This window comes from Spirosoma sordidisoli, from assembly GCF_004138325.1.
Classification (GTDB): domain Bacteria; phylum Bacteroidota; class Bacteroidia; order Cytophagales; family Spirosomataceae; genus Spirosoma; species Spirosoma sordidisoli.
In genome coordinates, this window is record NZ_SBLB01000005.1 from 47,390 (window position 1) to 70,240 (window position 22,851).

General features: G+C 60.2%; 14 protein-coding genes. 6 read left to right on the plus strand and 8 right to left on the minus strand.

What is annotated here, in order from left to right:
- Positions 1 to 11: 11 nt before the first annotated feature.
- The 8 genes from EQG79_RS18160 to EQG79_RS18195 all read right to left on the minus strand — a co-directional run bounded on the left by EQG79_RS18160 (position 12) and on the right by EQG79_RS18195 (position 6,803).
- Positions 12 to 1,316: an LVIVD repeat-containing protein gene (locus EQG79_RS18160; protein ID WP_129603051.1), complete on the minus strand. Its 1,305-nt coding sequence runs from the start codon at positions 1,314 to 1,316 to the stop codon at positions 12 to 14.
- A gap of 135 nt (positions 1,317 to 1,451) precedes the next feature.
- Positions 1,452 to 1,874, minus strand: coding sequence for a hypothetical protein (locus EQG79_RS18165; protein ID WP_129603053.1), 423 nt, complete (start codon positions 1,872 to 1,874; stop codon positions 1,452 to 1,454).
- A 5-nt stretch (positions 1,875 to 1,879) separates the two neighbouring features.
- The gene (locus EQG79_RS18170) at positions 1,880 to 2,332 is read right to left on the minus strand and encodes an META domain-containing protein (protein WP_077924188.1); all 453 of its coding nucleotides are present in this window, start codon (positions 2,330 to 2,332) and stop codon (positions 1,880 to 1,882) included.
- A gap of 2 nt (positions 2,333 to 2,334) precedes the next feature.
- On the minus strand, positions 2,335 to 2,775 hold the full coding sequence (locus EQG79_RS18175) for an META domain-containing protein (RefSeq protein ID WP_077924187.1): 441 nt from the start codon (positions 2,773 to 2,775) through the stop codon (positions 2,335 to 2,337).
- A 15-nt stretch (positions 2,776 to 2,790) separates the two neighbouring features.
- Positions 2,791 to 4,032, minus strand: a complete 1,242-nt coding sequence (locus tag EQG79_RS18180; protein WP_129603055.1) for a serpin family protein — start codon at positions 4,030 to 4,032, stop codon at positions 2,791 to 2,793.
- 68 nt (positions 4,033 to 4,100) lie between these two features.
- Positions 4,101 to 4,580 carry a hypothetical protein gene (locus EQG79_RS18185; protein ID WP_240699388.1) on the minus strand — a complete coding sequence of 160 codons (480 nt, stop codon included), beginning with the start codon at positions 4,578 to 4,580 and terminating at the stop codon, positions 4,101 to 4,103.
- An 8-nt stretch (positions 4,581 to 4,588) separates the two neighbouring features.
- Entirely contained in the window at positions 4,589 to 6,229 is a 1,641-nt protein-coding gene (locus EQG79_RS18190; protein WP_077924185.1) for a hypothetical protein, read from the minus strand.
- A gap of 19 nt (positions 6,230 to 6,248) precedes the next feature.
- Complete coding sequence (locus EQG79_RS18195) at positions 6,249 to 6,803, minus strand: RNA polymerase sigma factor (protein WP_077924229.1); 555 nt, start codon at positions 6,801 to 6,803, stop codon at positions 6,249 to 6,251.
- Between the two features lie 203 nt (positions 6,804 to 7,006).
- On the opposite strand from EQG79_RS18195, the gene EQG79_RS18200 reads away from it, so the two are divergent.
- From EQG79_RS18200 to EQG79_RS18225, 6 genes are all read left to right on the plus strand, one after another.
- The gene (locus EQG79_RS18200) at positions 7,007 to 7,852 is read left to right on the plus strand and encodes a sugar phosphate isomerase/epimerase family protein (protein WP_129603057.1); all 846 of its coding nucleotides are present in this window, start codon (positions 7,007 to 7,009) and stop codon (positions 7,850 to 7,852) included.
- 324 nt (positions 7,853 to 8,176) lie between these two features.
- Positions 8,177 to 11,212, plus strand: a complete 3,036-nt coding sequence (locus EQG79_RS18205; protein WP_129603060.1) for a PVC-type heme-binding CxxCH protein — start codon at positions 8,177 to 8,179, stop codon at positions 11,210 to 11,212.
- Positions 11,213 to 11,551: 339 nt separating this feature from the next.
- Complete coding sequence (locus EQG79_RS18210; protein WP_165358921.1) at positions 11,552 to 14,731, plus strand: T9SS type A sorting domain-containing protein; 3,180 nt, start codon at positions 11,552 to 11,554, stop codon at positions 14,729 to 14,731.
- 104 nt (positions 14,732 to 14,835) lie between these two features.
- The gene (locus EQG79_RS18215) at positions 14,836 to 20,955 is read left to right on the plus strand and encodes an alpha-2-macroglobulin family protein (RefSeq protein ID WP_129603064.1); all 6,120 of its coding nucleotides are present in this window, start codon (positions 14,836 to 14,838) and stop codon (positions 20,953 to 20,955) included.
- A 117-nt stretch (positions 20,956 to 21,072) separates the two neighbouring features.
- Entirely contained in the window at positions 21,073 to 22,167 is a 1,095-nt protein-coding gene (gene dinB / locus EQG79_RS18220) for a DNA polymerase IV (RefSeq protein ID WP_129603066.1), read from the plus strand.
- Positions 22,168 to 22,263: 96 nt separating this feature from the next.
- A complete protein-coding gene (locus EQG79_RS18225; protein ID WP_077924179.1) occupies positions 22,264 to 22,845 on the plus strand; it encodes a DUF4082 domain-containing protein in 582 nt (193 codons plus the stop codon).
- Positions 22,846 to 22,851: the final 6 nt, after the last annotated feature.

Genomic DNA, 22,851 nt, shown 5'->3' on the forward strand with positions numbered 1-22,851 from the left:
GTGGGAAGGGGTTAGTAATAGGAGGGAGCGCTAACCGGAATCCGGCTCAGCAGCCGCAGCTGACGCGGGTTGCTGTAGTCGTACTGATAGAAGCCGTCTTTACCGATCATCAGCAGCGATTTGCTGGCCGACACCCCGCCCATCGGAATCACGTCGTAGGCGTTCATACCCTCGAGGTGCTGTAGCTGGTTGCGGTCAATGGCGAGCGGATCGCTGGCGTTGAACGATTTGAGGCCGTAGGCACCTTCGCAGATGAACAGGTTCGGGTAATCGATACCCAGCCCGTGCGGATTGCGCATGGGGTAACTTTTGATCAGCCGCGGGCTGCTCAGGTTCGAGATATCTACAACGTCGAGCTGGTTGGTGAACCCCTGGCAGGTGGTGCCCGATCGTAGCGTCACGTAGGCAATGTTATCGTTCACGACCACCGGATCACAGACGCGGGCGTGCTGAAAGACCGACAGCTGAACCGGCTTTTCGGGATTGGCATTGTCGTAGATGTACATGCCCGACTGCGAGCCAATGAACAGTTTGTCTTTGTAGGGGAAGATGGTTTCGATACCCCAGCCCATCTGAATTTTATTGCCCAGTTTTGGCTCGGCCGGATTCTGGATATTGAACAGCTGCATATCGGAGTTGCTGACCGCATACAGGTAGTTGTCGTAGAGGGCAAACCGCGCCATTGAGCCGGCCACGCCGTTGGTGGTGTTGGTCGCTTTGGTGGCATCGAAGTTGGCGGTCTGCGCAAACATCATAAACCCTCCGCGCCAGAATCCATTGGGAGCGGGCGCTTCTTCGCAGTTGGTCGAAATGGTTTCGGTTACGTAGTCTACTCGCTGATCGTAGACCATATCGTTCTGGCTGTTATACGACCAGTAACCGCCCTCAAACATGCCGCTCGGAAACACATTGGCCAGGCGTTTGACGGGCCGGATGGCCGCCAGGTCGCTGATGTCGAACGTGACCAGGTCCATGTAGCTGTCGGCGTAGAGAATGTTGTCCCGGATGGCGATGTCGCCGTTGCCCGGCACGCGCAGAAACGCGACGGTTTTGGGAGCCGACGGGTTCCGGTTGTCGATGAGGTGGATACCCTCTTTCAGTTCGTTGATGAACAGGTAGCCATCTTTCGTGTAGATTTTGCCGGGCTTGACCAGCGCGCGGGCTGCTTCGACGCCAACGCCCTGCCGAATCTGGGTGCCGGTAAACGAAACGGGTGTGTAACGCCGGTAGGTGCGGGTCTCGCGGCAGTTGTCGGTGCAGCTGGTAATGGCCAGCCAGGGCAGTACCAGCAGGAAGAGTAAAGGTTTCGGTTTCATAGAAGGATGGATATCAGGTTAATAAACCCCATGACTCTGAACCCGATAGAACCGTTGGAACCGACTGAAAAATAAATTGCCCGGCTGTCTTTACTACGGCCGGGCAATCGTAATCTTACACAAAAAGTACAGAAATCATTGTCGTTTAAACTCGTAGGTCGAGCCGTCGGCTATGGTTGCGCCTATCGGCTGTCGTTCGTACAGAAACAGATGGCCATCCCGGAAAGAATAGGGCTGGGCGGTCTGTTCGTCCGGGTAAAAAATGGCTTGCTTCTCGGCGGTGCTGCCGGGGTTGTTACCCGTATAATACCGACCACTCTGATCGGGTTGCGGACTGGTGCCGCTGATTACCCGCCGGTATGTGCCATCGGCAGTGAAGGTCAGCGTTTCGGAGCGGCCGGTCTGCGCAGGAGTAACGCTCAACTGGGTTAAGCCATAGGTGGTCCGAACCAGCGCCCAGGTACCCGGCAGCTGGCTGTCAATCGGGTCGGTACTCTTCGTCTGCGTACAGGCCAAAAGCGTACCGAGCATGAACAAACTCAGGCGTGTCAGTTTCATACCGATCAGCGTTTTTCGTACACCAGTACCCCACGTTCGTTATCCTGCGTATAGAACAGCCGCAGCCGGTTTTGGCTGGTCAGTTCGTAGCGCGTAACCGCCTGCAGGCGATTGAAATAGGTCAGCTCGAACGCCAGCGCTTCGGGCGGTCCGGCGCGTTTGGTGCTGGAAACGGGACCTATCGTTATGTCGGCAGCAGCGGGGTCTTTGTACGTCAGAGTTGTCGTATACAGGTTGACCGACGACTCGCCCGACAGCCGGAATGCCTTGTCGGGTTCCCGTTCCCAGGTTTGCATGCCGCGCTCGATCAGGAGCGTTACCGGATAGTCGGCCTCAAGCAGCGTCCAGTTGCCGGTCAGCTGTTCCGCGTTGGCGGGGACTACGGTGTCTGTGTTGCGCTCACAGCCCGAAAATGACATGGTCAGAGCTGCGAGGCATACCAATACCAGCGCTTTCATGGCTATTGTGTTTTGTCAAACTCCAGCACGCCCGGCTGCGGAGTACCGAAGTACAGCCGGAGCCGGTTGGTGCTGGTGATGTCGAAACGAACTACGGACTTCAGGTTCTTGAAATAAACGTCTTCAAACTGCATGGCATCGGTCGACCCCGCCATCTCGGTAGTACTCAGCCGCGTAACGATCATCATCCCGTCCAGCGCAGCCGACATCCGGCCCGAGTAGGTATTCACCGCCGACTTACCGCTCGTCAGAAAGGGCGTCACGTCGTCGGGTGGGTTGGCGGTATCGAGCGCCAGCTGTAACGTTACCGGATAGGGCGACGCCGGTTCGCGGAGTTGCCAGGTGCCTACCAGTTGGGCCACGTTCTCGGGCAGTACGTGTTCACCCCGTTGGCAGGCGCCGATCAGCAGCCAGGTTAACGACAGAAGGAGAAGCGATTTCATGCGGTATGCCCCCGGTTAGGGAGCCGTTTGGGTCGGGTCGGCTATTTTACCGACGAAGAGTACGGTGCCGCTCGTTTTCTCGTGAATGACGAATACGAACGGCCGGTCGCAAAGATACGATAGGGGCGCAGACGTGACCGAGATGCCACCGGTCGTGACGGCTGCGGCTTCCGTGCCTTTTTCATCAACTGCCACAAACGTATTCTGTTTAACAAAGCTCAGCAGCAGCCCGCCGTTGGCGTTTATCTTCGTAAAGTCGGCCCGATCCGTAAAGGCGGTTGGCATACCCATCGCCGTCAAGACATCGTTCAGCTTGATTTCGTAGCTGAGGGTGAACTTGGGCAGGCCAATGTCGATAGTGCCGCTGGTCAGTTCGCTCTGGAGGCTGGTCCAGCTGGCGCCGTTCAGCGACTGAATCAGGGCATCGGCGGAGGTGTTCTGGCTGGGTAGCAAAACCGTCATGGCGTAATTGCCGGCGCCGTAGGGCAGCTCAAACGCCGTATAGGTTGGTTTGAAGGCCCGGCGCAGGGTGGTGTTAAGCCGCATCATCCGAACGGTACGCTGACCGCCCGATGTCAGCGTAAAGGGCGCATCGATGGTCTGGCCCGGCTTGAACTCCGTTTTCCAGTCGCCTTTGAAGTACAGCGCATTCATCAGAAACAGCACATCCTGATCCGAAATCTGGTCGATCACCTTCGGAATCCGGTCGTTGGTTTTCTGACTGGCCCAGCCGTTGATCTTGCCCACGGTAGCCGGACTGGTAAAGTCCTCGGCCTGTATCTCAGCCCTGAACGACTGCTTCAGCAGGGCCTGGAACGAGGGTTCGACGGGAAACGTGTTGCGGCTCCAGACCGAGTTGGCCAGCGCCAGCGTCACCTTAGGGTCAACGGTAGGCAGGTTTTCCATCAAGTTCTGGTAGGTAGCGTTGGCCTCGCTGAGCGTCTGCGCATCGAGGTTCAGCGTTTTCTGGATCTCCTGAGCCGTTTGTCCGTTGGCGCCGTTCAGAATCATACCCAGGGCCATGTGCAGGCTCAGGGGCGATACGAACGTATTCGTGGCGGTTCCTTCTTTCTGGCTTACGCGTTTGGCAAAATCGAAGGCAAAGCGGTTTGTTTGATCCGCAAAGGCGGCCGGTACTTTCAGCTGGCCCGTCTGAGTCTGGGTATCGGGGGCCAGCGTTGAATCGGTACAGCCAATCCCCAGCAGCACAAAGCCAGCCATGGCCAGGGCAAGTGTTGAGAATGAGGTCGTTTTCATAGCTAACAGGGGTCAGGGGCAGGCATCCGATTGGGTACTGATCAACCCGATACCGGCCAGGTTCACACTTACGGACAGTCGCTGAAAGCCTCGCGTTGCTGCCGGAGGGCGTTGACCAGCGGCTCGAACCCCGGAATAGTCTTGCCAAACGGAAAGGTAACGCGATGGCGACTGTCGTTTTGTTCCAGCTCGATGTATTCGGCCCCACCGTCGGCACAATCGGGGCAGCCGATCACGTTCGGCTGTTTGCGAAACGCATCGAGGTCGGCCGCGGCTGCGCGCAGGGTAGTCCAGTCGGCCGCGCTGATGGTTCGTTCGCAGGTCTTGTCGGGCGTCTGGGTTTGCGTACGGGTACCACCCTGGGTAAGGGTAACGCTGGTGCCGTTGAAGACATAATCTTTACGGCAGCTGTTGCCTACGCACATGCCAAACGAGGTGCCTGTCCGGATTGTGATCGGGGCCGTATCGGTAAGCGGCTGCTCCGCTACGCTCGAACACTGACCGAACAGGAGCGCCGACATAAACGCGGTTATAAGTAGCTTGATCATGGCTCAGTTCAGAAATGATAATCGACACCAAACGTCATACCGGTCGAGGTTGGCCGGGTCTGTATGGGCGAGTCGACCGGCGTACCGGGACTCAGCGAGGGCTGATAAACCCCCGCTACCGAGGCCGACCAGCGCTGCGACGGGCGGTAGCGGAACCGGGCTCCCATCGTGGCCGCCAGCGACACGGGGCGGTATAGACCGTCTTTTGCTGTTATAACCAGTTCGTCGGCTACGGTGTTCCGGACAAAGATGTTAGTGAGCAGACCACCCAGCAGGGCCATACTCAGCCGCTTGCGCGGCCGGAGCTGGTAACCGACCTGCATCGGTACCTGAATGTACTGATAGTCGTTGGTAACGGCCTGGCTGTTGCGGATATCGTAGTTGTTCGGATCGGCCGCCCGGTTGGCGCTCATCAGGTTGTCGTAGGCGAACTGAGCGGTGCTGCCGTTTTTGGTGACCGAGGGCTGGCCCAGCTGGCTCCGCAGCAGATCGGTATAGAGCGAACTGGTACCGGCCACGGTGGCCGCACTGCTGGTATTGTTGACCATCTGCAAACTGTAGACGTTAGCCGGACGGGGGCTGTCGACCGTCGACCGGCCGGCCAGGTACCCGACGCCCGACTCCAGCGACCAGTGTTCGGTGAGCTGAACCCCGGCCGCAGCCTGGTAGGCTATCGAGAAGTTGGCCCGGCTCGATACCGTTGGCGAGGTCGCGCTGGCAGCCACGCCCGACATCCGCACGACCGATGGGATCTGCGTCGATACGGCCGGGTCGAAGGCGCCCGGCATCACACTGACCGACGCCCATAACGACCGCTCCGACCGTTTCGTGGTTTGCTCGAGCGGCATGTCGTCAGCCGGGTCGGCGGGCCGGAACCAGACAATCCGCTGAATCGCGCCCGGACCGCGAAGCTTCAGCCCCCGGCCTTCGAGCCGATCGTAGTTGGCCGAAGTCAGCTGGTCAGCCGTTGCGGAGTTGGCGGACAGGATGGTCGACTGACGGTCAAACGCGTTGGCGGGCATCGGACTCGCTGTCAGGGCCAGAGTCGGTGGGGTAGCGCCGGTAGCCACTGGACCTGCCGCCGACTCTGGATTAGTCGTTTCTGTAGCGGAAACGGCCGAGGCCGACCGGGCAGATTGAGTGGATCGCTGCGGTCTGTTCAACGCCAGCGTCGGCATCTGACGGGACAATCGACGACCGCTGACCGATCCCGTTGGGCTCGGTTCAGACGCGGCTGACAACGAAGGCTGCTCGGCCCCAACGGGCGAACTGGCGGGCGCGCTGGTCGATGCCATACCATCCGTTGCCGAACCGACAACAGACGGCTGACCTGGTTGCTGGCGGTCGGGCTGCGTAGTCGGGTTAGCCGGAGCCGCCGACTGCCGGGTGGCGACAGACTGGCGGCTTTGTTCGGTAGGCATGACCCACCAGCCCACTAGTAGCAGCGCCACGGCGGCTGCCAGGCCAGCGGCCCAGCCAAACGGCCGCGACAGGACCGGTCCTGCCCCCCAGAGCGGGACGATGCCGGTTTTGTCGGACTCGTCCAAACGCCGTTCGATAGCATCCCACACGCGGGGTGGGGGTGCGTCGTCGGCCTCGTCGAAGACCTTCCGCCACAGATCGTCCGGTATGTTTCGTTCGTCACTCATTATCTATGTTGTTGTTCATTCAGATTGGCCGGCCTTCGGCAGTTCGGCCATCCTGTTGTAGTTTCTGTTGAAGAAGGCTCCGGGCCCGGGCGTACTGTGATTTTGAGGTGCCCTCGGCAATGTCGAGCATGTCGGCAATTTCCGGATGGTTGTAACCCTCAATGGCATATAGATTAAATACCGCCCGGCAGCCCGGCGGTAATTCCTGAATCAGTTCCAGCAGGTATTTATAGTTCAGCGTCGGCAGACTCTGGTCGGCCTGGGGTAGAACAGGAGCCAGCTCCTGCACGTCGGCCGCATGCTCCCAGGGTTTTTGTTTCCGGATGTGCTTAAGCGCCGTATTGATAACGATCCGCTTCAGCCAGGCCTCCAGCGGACACTCGAACCGGAACGAGTCGATGTGCCGAAACACTTTCACGAACGCATCCTGCAACACGTCTTCGGCCTCGTCAGGGTCCTTAATGTACCGTTTGCATACGACAAAGAGCTTCCCGGCAAACCGCTCATAGAGCTGTCGCTGTACAATCCGGTCCTGCCGACGGCACCCTTCGACTAATGCATATTCATCCTGCATATCAACGCTGACAATTCCAAAGACCCGCTGCTTTAGCAAACGGTTGGAAGTCAGATAAAATTTTTTGTACCCCTTTCAAAGCGGTAAGTTAGCCGCCCTGCTCTCTTATACAATTATCGCGCCTGAGGGCATTGTCTGGCTGTCAGGCAGATTGGCGGAACTACGTATATTTGATATCCCTTACCCTATATGATTTTTTCTTCATGAATCGTCGTGATGCGCTGCGTTATTCTCTGGGCCTTGGCGTAGCCGCGCTGGCCTGTCCTGCGCTGGCAACGACCAGCCGCTTCAACATTGGTGCCTGCGACTGGTCGATCGGTTCGGCAGGGGCTATCGACGCCTTCGCCGTGGCTCGTCAGATCGGTCTCGACGGCGTGCAGGTTAGCCTCAACACGGTCGCCGACCACGATCATCTCCGCAAACCCGAGGTTCTGCAAGCGTATAAAGAAGCCGCCCGGCAGGCCGGCGTTGGCTTCGGTGGGCTGGCCATTGGTCTACTGAACACCATTCCGTACAAGTCAGATCCCCGAACCGATGCCTGGGTGCAGGATAGTATCGACGTGGCCCGGGCGTTGGGGGTCAAAAACGTATTATTGGCTTTTTTCTCGAATAATGATCTGCGTAATGACAAAAAAGGTCAACAGGTAGTTATCGATAAACTGAAAGCAGTAGCTCCCAAAGCGGAGAAAGCCGGCGTAACGCTGGGCATCGAGTCGTGGCTATCGGCGCCGGATCATCGGGCGCTGATCGACGCTGTGGGGTCACCGGCGGTAAAAGTGTATTATGATGTCTGCAACGCAACGGTAGAGGGCTACGACATTTTCAGGGAGATGCGCGAGCTGGGTACCGACCTGATCTGCGAAGTACACCTGAAAGAGAACGGCTTCCTGCTGGGCAAAGGCAAAATCGATCTGGTGAAGGTTCGCCAGACACTCGACGAGATCGGCTACACGGGCTGGCTTCAGATCGAAGGAGCCATCCCGAAAGGGCAGCCGATCCTGGCCAGCTACATCGAAAACAACCGAACCGTCCGAATCCTGTTCGGCTAGTAGAGACGCGACCGCACCGGCGCCCCGGCCTTCGCGTCTCTTGTCCGGATGGTATACCGGGGAAGGAATTGTTGCTGACGCGTATGAGACGCGATGGCCGGGGCGCCGGTGCGATCGCGTCTCTACCTGTCCGGATGGTATTGTGTTGCCTACCGGGGAAGGAATTGTTGCTGACGCGTATGAGACGCGATGGCCGGGGCGCCGGTGCGATCGCGTCTCTACCTATCCGGATGGTTACGTTGTCTGCGCGATGGTTTAGGGCGATGCGCCTGAGATGCGCCTGTCGGGCGGTCGCGGTTCTTTGATTTGAATCTTAACGTACGTATGAAAATAACGTTTTCCGAATCTCTTTTTCCGGTTGTGCTGGTCGCGGGTTTTCTGACCGTAGCGACGCCGGTTGTTCAGCCGAAATTGACAACGACTGTGGTTCCGTCGGCCGAACCCAGCCGGCAGCATAGCGTTGTGGTGGGCGACGATTCGAGCCGACTGTACCTGCCCGACGACCTCGAAGCGACGCTGTGGGCCGAATCGCCGATGTTTTATAACCCGACCAACATGGATATCGACGCCCGGGGCCGGGTGTGGGTTACCGAAGCGGTCAACTACCGGAAGTTTAACAACAAGGCCGACCAGCGCCTGAACCACCCCGAAGGTGAGCGTGTCATCATCCTGGAAGATACCAATGGCGACGGCAAGGCCGACGCGAGTAAGGTGTTCGTGACCGATCCGGACCTGGTGTCGCCCCTCGGCATTGCGATCATCGGCAATAAGGTTATTGTCTCCTGCGCGCCCAGCCTGGTGGTATACACCGACGAAAACGGCGACGATAAACCCGACCGCAAAGAGGTGCTGCTGACCGGCTTCGGCGGCCTCGACCATGACCATGCGCTCCACGCCCTGGTGGCCGGCCCCGATGGCAAGTATTACTTCAACACGGGAAATGCCGGCCCCCACGTAGTCACCGACAAAGACGGCTGGACACTCCGCTCGGGAAGCCTCTACGTTGGTGGCACGCCTTATAACAAAATCAACCACGGCAATCAGGTTAGCGACGATGGTCGCGTCTGGGTGGGCGGGCTGGCCCTGCGCATCAACCCCGATGGCTCGGGCCTGAAGGTGATGGGGCACAACTTTCGCAACAACTACGAAACCGCCCTCGACTCGTACGGCAACATGTGGCAGAACGATAACGACGACCAGGTGGTGGCCTGCCGAACGAGCTGGCTGATGGAAGGAGGCAATGCGGGCTACTTCAGCAGCGACGGCACCCGCTACTGGCAGGGCGACCAGCGACCCGATCAGTCGATTCAGACCGCCCACTGGCACCAGGACGACCCCGGCGTGATGCCCGTGGGCGACATTACCGGCGCGGGCTCGCCCACGGGGGTAGTCGTGTACGAAGGCGACGAACTGGGCCCTGCCTACCGGGGCATGCTGCTAAGCGCCGAAGCGGGCCGGAACGTAATATTCAGCTACAAACCCGACATCTGGGGAGCCGGGTACCGCCTGCCCCGCACCGACTTCATCAGCACCTTTCCGAAGGTAGACGAGAACTACAAATGGAACGATAAGACCAGCGATACCCGCAAGTGGTTCCGCCCCAGCGATATAGCCGTGGGTACCGACGGAGCTCTTTACATTGCCGACTGGTACGACCCCGTTGTGGGTGGTCACCAGATGCAGGACCAGCAGGGCTACGGGCGTATCTACCGGATAACTCCGCGCGGGCGTCGGCTGAGAGCGCCCCGGCTCGATTTACGCACCACCCAGGGGCAGATTGCCGCGCTGCTCAGCCCGGCCGTGAACGTACGGGTGCTTGGTTTCGAAGCGCTCAAACAACAGGGCGACGACGTGATCGAACCGGTAAAAGCCCTGCTGTCGTCGGGCAATCCGTACCATCGGGCGCGGGCTATTTTTATGATGGCGCACCTGGGCTCCGAAGGACAGTTTGAAGTCGAACGGCTTCTGAAAGCGGCCGATGCACCCATGCGGATAGCCGCCATCCGGGCCCTGCGCAGCATCACCCCCGAAAATTCCAGGTCCAACCCGGGCCTGACTACCTCGCAGCGGGCGTTGCTGCCGTTGCTGGGTAACCTGGCGCTCGACCCCAGCGCGGCTGTTCGGCGCGAGGTGGCCATCGCCATCCGGGATGTACCCTACACCGATTGCCGCTTCATACTCCTGAACCTGGTCAAAGGCTACGACGGGCAGGATCGTTACTATCTGCATGCCCTCGGTATAGCCGCTGGCGGAAAAGAAGAAGCCCTGTTCGCCGATCTGCGTCCGACCCTGCCCCAGGACCCTACCCGGTGGGATCAGCGCGTAGCCAGCCTGGTCTGGGAGCTGCATCCGGCCTCGGCGGTTCCCCTGCTGAAAAAACGCGCCGAAGCCCAGACCCTTACCGCCGACGCCCGACGGCAGGCCATTACGGCACTCGGGTTCATTAACGACAAGTCGGCGGCCCTGACCATGGTTGAGCTGACCAAATCGCCGGAGAAAGACGTAGCCGACCAGGCCCGGTACTGGACGGGCTTCCGGCGCGGTAACGACTGGGCCTCGCTGCTGAACTGGGACGAGGTGATGCCGGTGAAACAATCGGCCGATGAGCAGAAGATGCTGGCCAAGCGGCAAATCCTGCTGGATGAGTACAGGAGTGACGCCGAAAAGCGGAAAGTAGCGATGGAAATGGCCCGTACGGCGGCCGGTGGGCAGATACTAGTCGGTCTGGCCGCTGACAAAAAACTGCCCGACAACCTACGTACCTACGTAGCCGACGCCATCCTGAAAAACCCCGACCAGAGCGTACGAACCATGGCGAAGGAATACTTCAGCCGCCGGTCTGCGCCCAAACCAGCCGCCCCCGTAGAGACCGCCAGCCCGGTTTCGTCGGTAGCCAGTGCGCCGTCGGCCAGTCCGGCCAGTAGCGAATCGATTACCCAGATCGCCATGCTGACCGGCGACGCCAGATCCGGGCTGACGGTCTTCAAAAACAACTGCTCGACCTGCCATCGTTACAAACAGCAGGGCAACGATGTGGGGCCCGAACTCACCCAGATTCATCAGAAATTCGACAAAAACGCCCTGCTCGACGCCATTGTGAACCCCAGCGCCGGGATTGCGTTTGGCTACGAGCCCTGGCTCATTACAACTAAAAAAGGGCAGACTTACTACGGGTTCCTGGTCAGCGATGGAGAGCAGTCGGTCGTCGTGAAAGGGGTGACGGGACAAAAGCATACGGTTCCGACCGATCAGGTTTATTCGCGTCGACAGTACAAGACAAGCCTCATGCCCGACCCCAAAGCGATGGGCCTTTCCGGCCAGCAACTGGCTGATCTGACGGCCTTTCTGCTCAGGCAATAGCCGTTGCAGTCCGGCCGGTCTGGCATGTCCGGACCGACCGGGCTGTACAGTCGGGCTGCCGCTTACTCAGGTACATTTCGGAATAGCGTATCGATTTTGAGTAGGGTGTTACCTTAATAGAGATTTTATCATAATATATTGCCCCAAGTTACTTTTTGGTGTAATATTTGGTGTAAATTCCTTTTACAGGTATTCGCTTTATTCAAAATGAAAAATTTTTTACAAGTTTGCAGCGGACTGTGGTTGCTGGTTGGGTTACTGTGTGTTACCACACAGGCTCATCCGGCGGCTTTGGCGCCCGGGCTGCAACGAGTAAACCTCTCGATACAAGCGATTGGCATGGTCAAACTCCCGACCATAGCTGTGCCACAGGACAGTCTTGTCAAGCCAGCTGCCGACACAACCGGCCTGTTAATCACCCAGCTATCGACCCAGGCGCTCTGCCCCGGCGGTTCCTTACAGATTTATTTCTCGGCCGAAAAACCGCTCTCGGCTACCGGCGTCGTTACGGCTGACCTCATCAACCGGGTTAGCGCGGCCGTTGTGAGCATTCCCGTAAGCGGCACCGCCAGCCCCCTCCGGCTAACCGTACCGGATACGCTGGTGCCGGGTTCGTACCGGCTGCGGCTACGGACGGCAGGCGCAGTCGGTACCTACGCTGGGGCCATCAACATCAACCCGGTACCGATTGTCAACCTGCGCGGGTCAACCACTATCCGCCGGGGCGAACCAGCCGTTGTTACGCTCGATGTAACCGGCATTGGCCCGATCTCCATCAACCTGAGCGATGGAAGTCAGGTCCCGACCGAGGGGCTGGAACGGACCATATTCCGACCGGTCAGCCTGTTTCCTGACACCACCACCACCTACCGGGTTACCGGACTGACGTCGGGCTGCGGCACGGCGGGGACCATCAGCGGCTCGGCGGTGGTTACGGTGCAGCCCAGTGTGCGGATCGACTCGCTGTCGAGCTACCGATTTTGCGGGGGCGATACCATCCGGGCGTATCTGTCGGTCGACTCGGCCGCGCTGGGGGCCAGTCCGGCGGCCTGGGCGTTTCTGATCGGACCACCCACCAGCGCCACCGGTAACCTGGGCTCGTATACCGGCTACGGTACGGTCCTCAGCATCCGAAACCGGGTGATGACGGTTGTGCTGCCCGGCCCCGGGCAGGGCGATATTTATTCGGGCGTTTATGCGGTGCAGGTTCGCTACCCCGACGGGGCCGAACAGGCGCAGTTTGGCGTCGTGCATAACCGGCTGGTTCATGTCGGTACGGTGCCCAGAGCCATCTTGCCGGCTAATTTCAGTACCGAGCTGGACAAACCTCAGGGCATTAACTTCCAGGTTACGGTAACGGGCGGGCGCGATTACGAGATTACCCTGTCTGACAGTACCACCCGACGCGTAAAAACCGACGAGGATTTCTACACCCAGGTGGCTCGCTTCGACCTGTTTGTCGACAAAACCACGACCTATACCGTTCGGTCTGTTCGCAACAGCTGTGGCGTCGGCACCACCGAGGGGCAGGTAACGATCAACGTTCGCCAGCCCGATGAGCGGGTGCTGTACCTGAAACGACCCGACAGCCTTTATTGCCCGGGTAGCCTGCTGCGGGTAAGTTTCGGTCTGTCGGGTACCTATACGGCCGCCAACCGGTTCCGGCTCGAACTGTCTGACGGTCTTGGTACATTCTACGGCAATTATGTCGATACGGTTCGTACGGCGGCCGATACGCTTCAGTTCCGGGTGCCGCAGGAGGCCAGTTTCTACAAGCTGCGGCTGGTGGCTACCGACTCGGGCGTGGTCAGCAACGAGACGGGCTTCTACGTATCCGAGTTTGCCCCGAAAGCAACCCTGGCCATCACCCCCGACGATCGACGGGCGGGTTATACCGACGGCGTTACGACCGTAGTCCTGCCGGGCGCATCGGCCGAGCTGGTGCTTGGCTTTCAGGGGCAGCCGCCGTTCCGCTACGAACTCTCCGACGGCACCAAAGGCCAGACCAACGCCACTTTCGTATCGCTGAAGCGGTTTCCGCAGACATCGGCCACATATTACCTGAAAACCCTGACCGACGGTTGTAGCACGGCACCAGCCAGCAATACCGTAGCTCTGACCGTACAGCCGTTCCTGATGCAGATTGGAACGGTAAACAGTTACGCCTGCCTTGGCAACGAACTACCTGTCCCGATCGTAACGGCAGGACGCGTTCCGGACAGCGCCACGCTGGTTGTACAGGCCGCTACCGACAGCGCCACCGGAACCTACCGCGACCTGCCAACCGCCGGTGTGCTGCCCGGCCTGCGGGTAACGGTAGATACGGCTATGATCGGGAAAAACCTGTTTCTGCGGGTGGTTGCCAGAACCAGCAGCCTGACCCTGACCAGCCTGCCTACGGCCAACCCGATAACCGTGCGAAGCGCGCCCAACGTTACCCTGACCACGCCCGATGGCCAGACCGCCGTTCAGCTGGAACCTAATCAGACCAGCGCCGAGCTGAAGGTGGCCAGTCTGGCCCGCGATGTGTTTTCGGTGCGGCTGAGCGATAATCAGCTGCTCGATGGGTTTGCCAACGGGAGCCTGTTCGTGGCGCCCGCCAGCACCACGGCCGCCAGTATGTTTACTATTCAGCGCGTATACAACGTTTGCGGGTACGGTACGGCTTCGGGGCAGGTGCGGGTGAGCTACAAACCCGGGCTGCGCGGACTGACCGCTACCGACAGCCTGCTGTGCGCTGGTAGTTCCTGGACCGTTGGTTACGAGCGGGTGGGGGAGCTGGCGGCCGACAACCGGTTTGTGTTCTCCCTGCGCGACAGCACCGGCCAGCTGACCCGGCTCACCGAAACAACGGCCGTTCAGGGCCAGCTGACGCTGCCGGTTCCGAAGGTGCAGAAAGCGGGCTCGTACTCCCTGCACGTCGAAGCGACGTCGCCGGCCCTGACGCTGGTCAACAGCGGCCCCAGGCTGGTAGTAAGGGCCCTGCCTACCGCATCGCTGACCGGTACGGCCAGTATCATCAAGGGGGATTCGGCGGGGGTAAGCGTGGCCCTGACCGGCAGCGCCCCCTGGAGTTTTACGGTGAGCGGGCCGGGCGGCAGCCAGACCGTTACGACCGGCCAGTCGCCCTACCGCATTCGGATTCGGCCCGATACCACGGTTACGTACCGGCTGGCGGGGGTTTCGAACGGCCAGTGTGGTACGGGTATCGCCAGCGGCACGGCTGTCATTACGGTAACCATCCTGACCGCCAGCGAACCGGTGCTTCCGCTCTCGGTATCGGTTTATCCCAACCCAACCAGCAGCTACCTGCGCATCAGTGGCCAGTGGGAAGGCGGTTCGGCCGTAACGCTCCAGCTGATCGACGCGTCGGGACGACCAGTGCTGGACGAGTCGGCGGGGCGTTCGTTTGGGGCTTTCGCACGCGAGGTCGATCTAAGTCCGTTCCCGACGGGGGTTTACCTGCTCCGGATTCGGGTGGGCGACCGGACGGAGGTTCGGCGGGTGGTAAAGCAGTAGGCAATTAAACCCTTTAGCTCGAAACGGTATCCTAGCTACACCGCGTGTGGAAATGTCCGCGTACCTTCATCTCATCGGGTACGAATCCCACAGGCCAACAAACTATGAACCGTTTCTTCACCGTACTGCTGTTCCTGAGCGCCTTATCGGCCACGGCCCAGAAAAATAGACCCGATCCGACCTTTGCCCAGGATTGGAAACAGGCCGATTCACTCCTGAAAAAAGGCCTGCCCAAATCGGCACTCGAGATCGTTAACCGGATTTATACCCGCGCCAGAGCCGACCGAAACCACCCGCAGGTGGTGAAAGCGGCCATGTACCGGCTGTCCCACCAGCCCTACTCGACCGAGGATGTCCATGCCGAACTGATCGAGTCGCTCCGGCGCGACGTGGCCGATTCGCCCGCGCCTGCCCGGAATGTGCTGCAATCGATTCTGGCCGAAACGTACTGGCAGTACTATGAGCGAAACCGCTGGAAGTTTCAGAACCGCCGAACCGACGATCAGGCGTCGGCCGACCCCCGCACCTGGGATCTGCGTCGGCTGGTGGCCGAATCCGTTACGGCCTACGAAGCGTCGCTGAAGCCGCTCGATCTGCTCCGGAAAACACCCGTTTCGGCTTTCGATCTGGTCATTGAGAAAGGCGATGCGGAGTCGCGGTTGCTGCGGCCAACGCTTTACGACTTTCTGGCGCATCGGGCGCTGGCCTTTTACCGGAACACAGAACCCGATATCATCCGGCCGGCCAACCGGTTCACGCTGGACCAACCGGCTTATCTGGCCGATGCGGCCACGTTTCTGAAAACACCGCTCACCAGCTCCGATACGCTCTCGCTGCGATTCCGGGCCTTGCAGGGCTACCAGCGCCTGATGGCGTTTCATGAGGCCGATGCCAATCCGTTGCCGCTGGCGGTAGTCGATGCCGCCCGGCTGGCGTTCGTGCATCAGTACAGCACCCTACCCAACAAAGACCTTCGCTACCAGCAGGCGCTGGAGCAGCGGATCAAAACCGTTCGTAACCAGCCGGCCGAGCCGTTCTACGGGCTGGCGCTGGTTACGTTATGGAGCGAGCTGAGCAACCAGCGCCCGACCGGTGGCTGGCGACGGCGGGCGGCCGAACTGTCGGCCGATCTGCTCAAACGATTCCCCCAGACTACGCCCGAAACCAACAATCTGCGGCTGCTGCTCGACCAGCTCAGAACCCCGCTGGTCAGTATGCAGGTCGAAGAAGGTAACGCGCCTAACCAACCCATCCGGGCGTCGGTGACGTACCAGAACGTGCCAACCCTCTATTATCGCCTGGTTCAAACCAGTGTCGATGATCAGAACCGGGTGGACCGCCGGCGCAATCCCGACGACGGTAAAGGGCTGGCGCGGCAGTACCTGAAACGGCCCGTTCTGCACCAGGGCTCGGTCAGCCTGCCCGACGATGGCGATCTGCAGTCGCACCGGACCGAAATAGCCCTGCCTGCCCTGTCGCTGGGGCATTATGTGGTGCTAGTTGCCAATAAACCCGATATGTCGGAGGCCAGTGAGCTGCTGACCTACACGCGGCTTCACGTAACCAATATCGGGTACCTGATCGGGTATCGGCCGGTGCCGTTCAAACCAAGCAGGTCGGGCCAGTTCGACGATGTCGACAATCATTACACGCGTGATCCCAAGCTGTACGTGCTGAACCGGCAAACGGGCCAGCCCCTGCCTAACGCGCGGGTCGAACTGTTCGAGCAGGTGTATGTCAACAATTACCAAGAGCATCGGCGGCTCAATACCATGCGCACCGACGCTGCGGGCGGGCTGGTCATACCCGACAAGGTTGCAGCGGGCGACCGTAGTTACCGGTTCCGGATCGTTACCCGACTCGATACCATCGATACCGAACCCGTATACTGGCCCGGCTACCAGCGAACCGAATCGAGCACCGGCGAGGACGAGATCCGGGCGCTGCTCTTCACCGACCGATCCATCTACCGACCCGGACAGCCGATCTTTTTCAAGGGCGTACTGTACAAAGGCAAAACCGATGACTATCGGGTAGCGGCAGGCACGCAGACACAGGCCACGCTGGTCGATGTAAATGGCGAAACGGTATCCTCACTGACGCTGACCAGCAACGCCTTCGGTACGGTAGACGGGCAGTTTACGGCACCAACCGGTCGGCTGACGGGCGACATGAGCATCCGGGTCGAAAACAGCCAGACCAGCGTTCGGGTCGAAGAATACAAACGCCCGACATTCGAGGTAAAAGCCGCCCCGCTCAAAGGCAGCTACAAACTGGGGCAGCCGGTAGCGGTAACGGCTACGGCTAAAACCTTTGCAGGAGCAGTCGTCGATGGCGCTTCGGTACGCTACCGGGTTACGCGGCAACTTAAACCGCGCTGGATCTGGTGGGAGTGGAGCAACTACCTGCCGGACGGCCGCCAGAGCCTGCCAGTCGGGCCTGAAACCGAAATTGCCAACGGTACGCTTACGACCGATGCCACTGGCGCGGTGTCGCTTACGTTCGTGGCCCAGCCCGACTCGCTCATCGGTCGACAGACCAACCCGACGTTCAACTTCGTCGTCACCATCGACGTCACCGACGCGACCGGCGAAACCCGTTCGACCCAGCAAAGGCTCTCGATTGGATACTCGGCCCTGACGGCTACGCTCAACCTGCCCCCGCAGCTCGACAACCGCGACCAGTCCGTATCGATCCGCGTGACCAACGCCGGGGGCGAGCGCGTACCCGTAAGCGGTCAGCTAACCCTGTCGCCCCTGACTCCGCCCCGGCAACCCCTGCGCAAACGCCTGTGGGAAGCCCCCGACCGATATGCGCTGAGTCGGGAGGCCTTCAAAAAACTGTTTCCAGCTGATGTCTATGCCGATGAGGACAAGCTGACCAACTGGCCCAAAGGCGCTGCAGTCGAAACGGTGTCGATCAACCAGACCGACACGCTGAAGCTGACCCTGAGCCGCTACCCGGCCGGTATTTATGCCGCCGATCTTCGCGTAACCGATGCGGCTGGTGAGAGCGCCACCCTGACGCAGTACGTTACCATTACGACCAAGGCCCAGCCGTTCGTTATGGCCCGGCCCGACGGCTGGGTGAAGGCGCTGAACACCGAAGGCAAACCCGGCCAGTCAGTAGCTTTTCTGCTGGGGGGCGGCCCCGGCCCGGTGCTGATGCGGGTAGCAAACAGGGGGGTAATTCGGGAGGAGCGCTGGCTCAAACTGACCGACGAACCCACCCGGGTTGAGGTACCCATCACCAGCGACTACCAGAACGGAATTTCCGTATGGTTCACCAGGGTGCAGAACGGCCGCAAGCTGGATGTAGACAAATCCATCACCCTGTCGAAACCCGACCGAAGGCTGCGGATCGAAACCCTGACGTTCCGCGATTTGCTCAAACCCGGCCAGGCCGAGCAATGGACGCTCCGGATCAGCGGACCGGGTAACGAACAGGTGCTGTCAGAACTGGTGGCTACCCTGTATGATGCATCGCTGGATGCGTTCGTGCCGCTCAACTGGCCCAGCGGTCCGGAAAGCCCGATCCTTTTCCACGAAGGCGGGCTACAGTGGTTGCCAGCCAATTTCAAGACTGTTACTAGCAATCTGTTCTGGTACAACTACCGGGACCGGCAGCCAAGCGGACGCCGGTACGACGCGCTGGCTGGCTTCGGCGTATATGGGTTCTCGTCGTCGCGAGCGTTGCAGCAAAGTGTTTCTGTAGGATACGGCCGGGCAGCGGCACCCCGCAAGTCGTTAAGCGGAGCCGTGGCTAAGGTAGCGACGATGGAAGCGGCCAGTGATAATGTGGTGGAGTTACGCGAAGCGGTAGCCGCCGAAACGCCGACATCGACTACCACCAGTCCGTCGGTTTCACCGCGCCGTAACTTCAGCGAAACGGCGTTCTTCTTCCCGAAACTACAGACTGATGCGCAGGGCCGGGTGCTGCTCAGCTTCACCATGCCCGAAGCCCTCACGCGCTGGCGACTGCTGGCGTTTGCGCATACGCCCGACCTGAAAACCGGCTCGATCGAGCGTACCGTCGTGACGCAGAAAGAGCTAATGATCATGGGTAACCTGCCCCGCTTTCTGCGCGAGGCCGACACGCTCCGGCTAACCGCCCGCATCAACAACCTGTCCGACAAAGTGCTCAGCGGCACGGCCCGTATCGACGCCGTCGACCCCGTTACCGGCCAGTTGCTCACCACCGTCCTCTTCGGGCCGGGCCGGGTCTCGCCCGATCAGGCGTTTACGGCCGCCGAAGGACTGAGCGCAGCCGTAGCCTGGACGGTCATCGTGCCGCCGGGGCTGGAGAATATAACTTTTCGCGTATCGGCCTCGGCCGGCGACTTTGCCGATGCCGAAGAGCGAACCGTTCCCGTGCTGCCCAACCGGATGCTCGTGCTGGACAGCCAGCCGTTCTACGTGAACGGAGGAGGTAAAAAAGAGGTGCGGCTGAATGCGCTGGCCAGCCACTCGCCCGAGTTGCCGCTGTCGGCCGAGCGGCTGACGGTCGAGCTGACCAGCAATCCGGTCTGGACCGCCCTGCAAAGTTTGCCGTACCTGAACGAGTTTCCCTACGAGTGTGCCGAGCAGCTGTTCAGCCGGTTCTACGCCAATGCGCTGGCCAGCCACATCGTCAGCGCCCGCCCCGATATCCGGGCCGTAGCCGACGCCTGGGCCAAAAAAGCCCCGGCCAACCCGCTCGAAACGAACCCCGAGCTGAAAAGCGTCACCCTCGACGAAACCCCCTGGCGACGCGACGCCCGCGACCAGACCCGCCAACAGGCGCAGATCGGCCGGTTTTTGCAGGCAGATAATCTGCTGGCCGGACAGGAACAGGCCCTGCGAAAACTCCAGCTGTTGCAGGCCACGAACGGCGGCTTCGTCTGGTTTGCGGGTATGCCCATCGACCGAACCGTTTCGCTGCATCTGCTGGCGGGTTTCGGTCACCTGGCCCGGCTGGGGGTTACCCTGCCCGAAAGTCAGCAGCAGCTGGCTACCGGTCTGCAAACGCGGGCCCTGCCCTTTGTCGACGAAACCGCCTGGCAGTGGGTGCAGATGCACAAACAGAGGAAACAGGCTGCTTATGATACGTTCTGGGCTGTTCAGTACCTATATGCCCGGTCGTTCTACCCGGCTCAACCCATGGCCGACAAGGCCGTTCGGGAGTACATGCAGAACCACATCACGAAAAACTGGCCGACAATGGGTATTCAGGAGCAGGCCCTGACGGCGCTGGCCCTGCACCGGCTGGGCGATAGCAAAACCCCGGTAGCTATCCTGAAATCACTCGGCGAACGGGCTGCGCAGTCCGACGAGCTGGGTATGTACTGGCCCGCCAACAAACCGGGCTATGCCTGGCAGCAGGCACCCATCGAAACGCAGGCATTGCTGATCGAAGCGTTTCAGGAGATTCTGAACGATACCCAATCGGTGAATGCCATGAAACAATGGCTGCTGAGCCAGAAGCGGACGCAGGCCTGGCCAAGCACCAAAGCCACCACCGAGGCCATCTATGCCCTGCTGCTCAACGGCGACGACTGGCTGAACACCCAGGCCACCACCGAGCTGCGGGTGGGTGGCCGGCCGGTTGATGTGGCCGCAGCGGGGCCGGTGGGTTACCAGAAAGTAACGTACCCGCCTGCCGAGATCAAACCGGAGCTGGGCGTAATCACCGTGAGCAAAACCGGCAGCGGCCCAGCCTGGGGCGGTATCTATTACCAGCACTTCGAACCTCTCGACCGCGTAACGCCTTCGTCGGCCATCAAAGCCGCCATGGGCAACCTGACCGTAACGAAGCAGCTGTTTCTGGAACGCGACAGCCCGGCCGGCCCCGTCAGCACGCTCATTACCGACAAGACCGCCCTGAAACCCGGCGATCGGCTACGGGTTCGGCTCGAAGTGCGTACCGATCGGGATATGCAGTATGTACACCTGAAAGACAGCCGCGCGTCGGGTTTCGAACCAGCCGCCGACGGCGCCAGGGCCGTTTTGTCGGGCTACCGGTATCAGAATGGACTGGGTTACTACGAAGCCCCCCGCGACGCCAGCACGGACTTCTACCTGGACCGCCTGCCAACCGGCACCCACGTGTTCGAATATGGCCTGCGGGTGGTACATACCGGCGATTATGCGAGTGGGGTTGCTACGATCCAGTGTTTCTACGCCCCCGAGTTCTCGGCCCGCTCGGTCGGTACGCGCGTGCATGTACCGGCTCCCGCCGGGCGTTGAGGAGTGGTGGCCTGAGCAGGCGGTTAACAGCGTTCAACGGCTGCTCAGGCCATTCTAGGGCGGATGTTGCCGGGCCTGGGGCGGGATTCTGCGCGGTAAAATTTGTAAATTTGTCGGATGCCTGCTCAACCCGAACAGCCCGCCATTCGCCGGATTATCCATATCGACATGGATGCCTTCTACGCGTCGGTCGAGCAGCGCGACAACCCCGAATTGCGGGGTAAGCCGGTGGCGGTAGGGGGTTCGCGGGCGCGGGGCGTGGTGGCCGCGGCCAGTTACGAAGCCCGCGTATACGGGGTCAGGTCGGCCATGGCATCGGTGACGGCCATCCGGCAGTGTCCGGAGCTGATCTTCGTCAAACCCCGGTTCGATGTGTATAAGGCCGTATCGGCCCAGATCCGGGCCGTGTTTGCCGACTACACCCCCCTGATCGAACCGCTCTCGCTCGATGAAGCCTACCTCGACGTAACCGAAAATCGGGCTGGCCTGCCGTCGGCTACGGATATGGCCCGGCAGATCAAAGCAAAAATCCGCGAAGCCACCGGACTGACGGCCTCGGCTGGGGTGTCGTATAACAAGTTCCTGGCCAAGCTGGCATCCGATCATCAGAAACCCGACGGGCTGTTCGTGATCAAACCCGCCGATGGTCCCCGTTTTGTCGAGACCCTGCTGGTCGGGCAGTTTCACGGGATCGGTCGCGTGACGGCGCAAAAGATGAACGCGCTGGGGATCTTCACCGGGCTCGACCTCCGCCAGCAGTCGGTTGCGTTTTTGCAGCGCCACTTCGGCAAGGCGGGCCAGTACTACTACCATATTGCGCGCGGCATCGACGATCGGCCCGTCAACCCCGACCGCGTCCGGAAGTCGGTCGGTTCCGAGAATACCTTCGAGACCGATCTGCACGAGCTACCCGAGCTGCTGGACGGCCTGCACCCCCTGGCCGATGAGGTCTGGCAGTACTGCCAGGGCCGGGGTATCCGGGGGCGCACCGTAACCGTCAAGATCAAGTTTGCCGACTTCCGGCAGATTACCCGCAGCCGTACGCTGTTATCGGCCGTTACGTCGCAGGTGGTGCTGGCGCAGGTGGCGGGTGAGCTGTTGCAGAGTGTTCTGCCCGTTAGCCAGGGAATTCGGTTGCTGGGCGTGTCGCTGTCGGGACTGAATACGGAAGAAACCACGGGCAGCGGTCAGCTAACCCTGTTCGGCGACTAGGGCCGCGGCAGATGACCGTTCGCTCAATGGTCCATTTCGGCTGTTAGCCCGGGCGGGGTGGTTGCGACTAAGGGTTCAGATTAACATATCTGAACTATGAAAACTATACTGACTACCGGGCTGGCGTTGCTGATGGCAGCGGGCCTGACCAACTGTGGCGACAAAGAAACGGTAAAGCCATCTGAACAGGCACTGACCAGCTTTATGAGTGCTGAGAGTACCCTGACCCCCAGCGTACGTACGTCCGGGCCGTGGGAGCTGGGCGTTGTATTCAGCTCGACGGTGGCGGGTAAGCTTACCCAGGTAGGTAGCAAAATGCCCGAGCCCGGCACGTACCGCGTCATCATCTGGGATTTTGACACCAAACAATCGGTACGGCAAAAGACTGTTGAGCAAACCGCCCCCGACAAACTGACCATGGCCGATATCGAATCGCTGGCTCTGGTTGCCAACAAGAAGTATATAATCAGCATCAACAGCCAGTCGGGCGGGACCAATAAGAAATACGGAGCGGCTTACAAAACGGGGGGTGGCGAGTTCATGCCGTTTACAAAAGGCAGTATCTTGGTTTATAATGCCTGCTACCGGCTAACGGCCCCGGCTTTGTTTCCCGACGCTGTACAGAATGTGAAAAGCGAGCTGTACGGCTATCCGGAGTTTACGTTTATCCCTGACTGAGCCCGG

Coding starts and splice junctions, on each gene's coding strand:
- EQG79_RS18160 (WP_129603051.1), bottom strand. CDS start 1,316: ATGAAACCGAAACCTTTACTCTTCCTGCTGGTACTGCCCTGGCTGGCC.
- EQG79_RS18165 (WP_129603053.1), bottom strand. CDS start 1,874: ATGAAACTGACACGCCTGAGTTTGTTCATGCTCGGTACGCTTTTGGCC.
- EQG79_RS18170 (WP_077924188.1), bottom strand. CDS start 2,332: ATGAAAGCGCTGGTATTGGTATGCCTCGCAGCTCTGACCATGTCATTT.
- EQG79_RS18175 (WP_077924187.1), bottom strand. CDS start 2,775: ATGAAATCGCTTCTCCTTCTGTCGTTAACCTGGCTGCTGATCGGCGCC.
- EQG79_RS18180 (WP_129603055.1), bottom strand. CDS start 4,032: ATGAAAACGACCTCATTCTCAACACTTGCCCTGGCCATGGCTGGCTTT.
- EQG79_RS18185 (WP_240699388.1), bottom strand. CDS start 4,580: ATGATCAAGCTACTTATAACCGCGTTTATGTCGGCGCTCCTGTTCGGT.
- EQG79_RS18190 (WP_077924185.1), bottom strand. CDS start 6,229: ATGAGTGACGAACGAAACATACCGGACGATCTGTGGCGGAAGGTCTTC.
- EQG79_RS18195 (WP_077924229.1), bottom strand. CDS start 6,803: ATGCAGGATGAATATGCATTAGTCGAAGGGTGCCGTCGGCAGGACCGG.
- EQG79_RS18200 (WP_129603057.1), top strand. CDS start 7,007: ATGAATCGTCGTGATGCGCTGCGTTATTCTCTGGGCCTTGGCGTAGCC.
- EQG79_RS18205 (WP_129603060.1), top strand. CDS start 8,177: ATGAAAATAACGTTTTCCGAATCTCTTTTTCCGGTTGTGCTGGTCGCG.
- EQG79_RS18210 (WP_165358921.1), top strand. CDS start 11,552: ATGGTCAAACTCCCGACCATAGCTGTGCCACAGGACAGTCTTGTCAAG.
- EQG79_RS18215 (WP_129603064.1), top strand. CDS start 14,836: ATGAACCGTTTCTTCACCGTACTGCTGTTCCTGAGCGCCTTATCGGCC.
- dinB (WP_129603066.1), top strand. CDS start 21,073: ATGCCTGCTCAACCCGAACAGCCCGCCATTCGCCGGATTATCCATATC.
- EQG79_RS18225 (WP_077924179.1), top strand. CDS start 22,264: ATGAAAACTATACTGACTACCGGGCTGGCGTTGCTGATGGCAGCGGGC.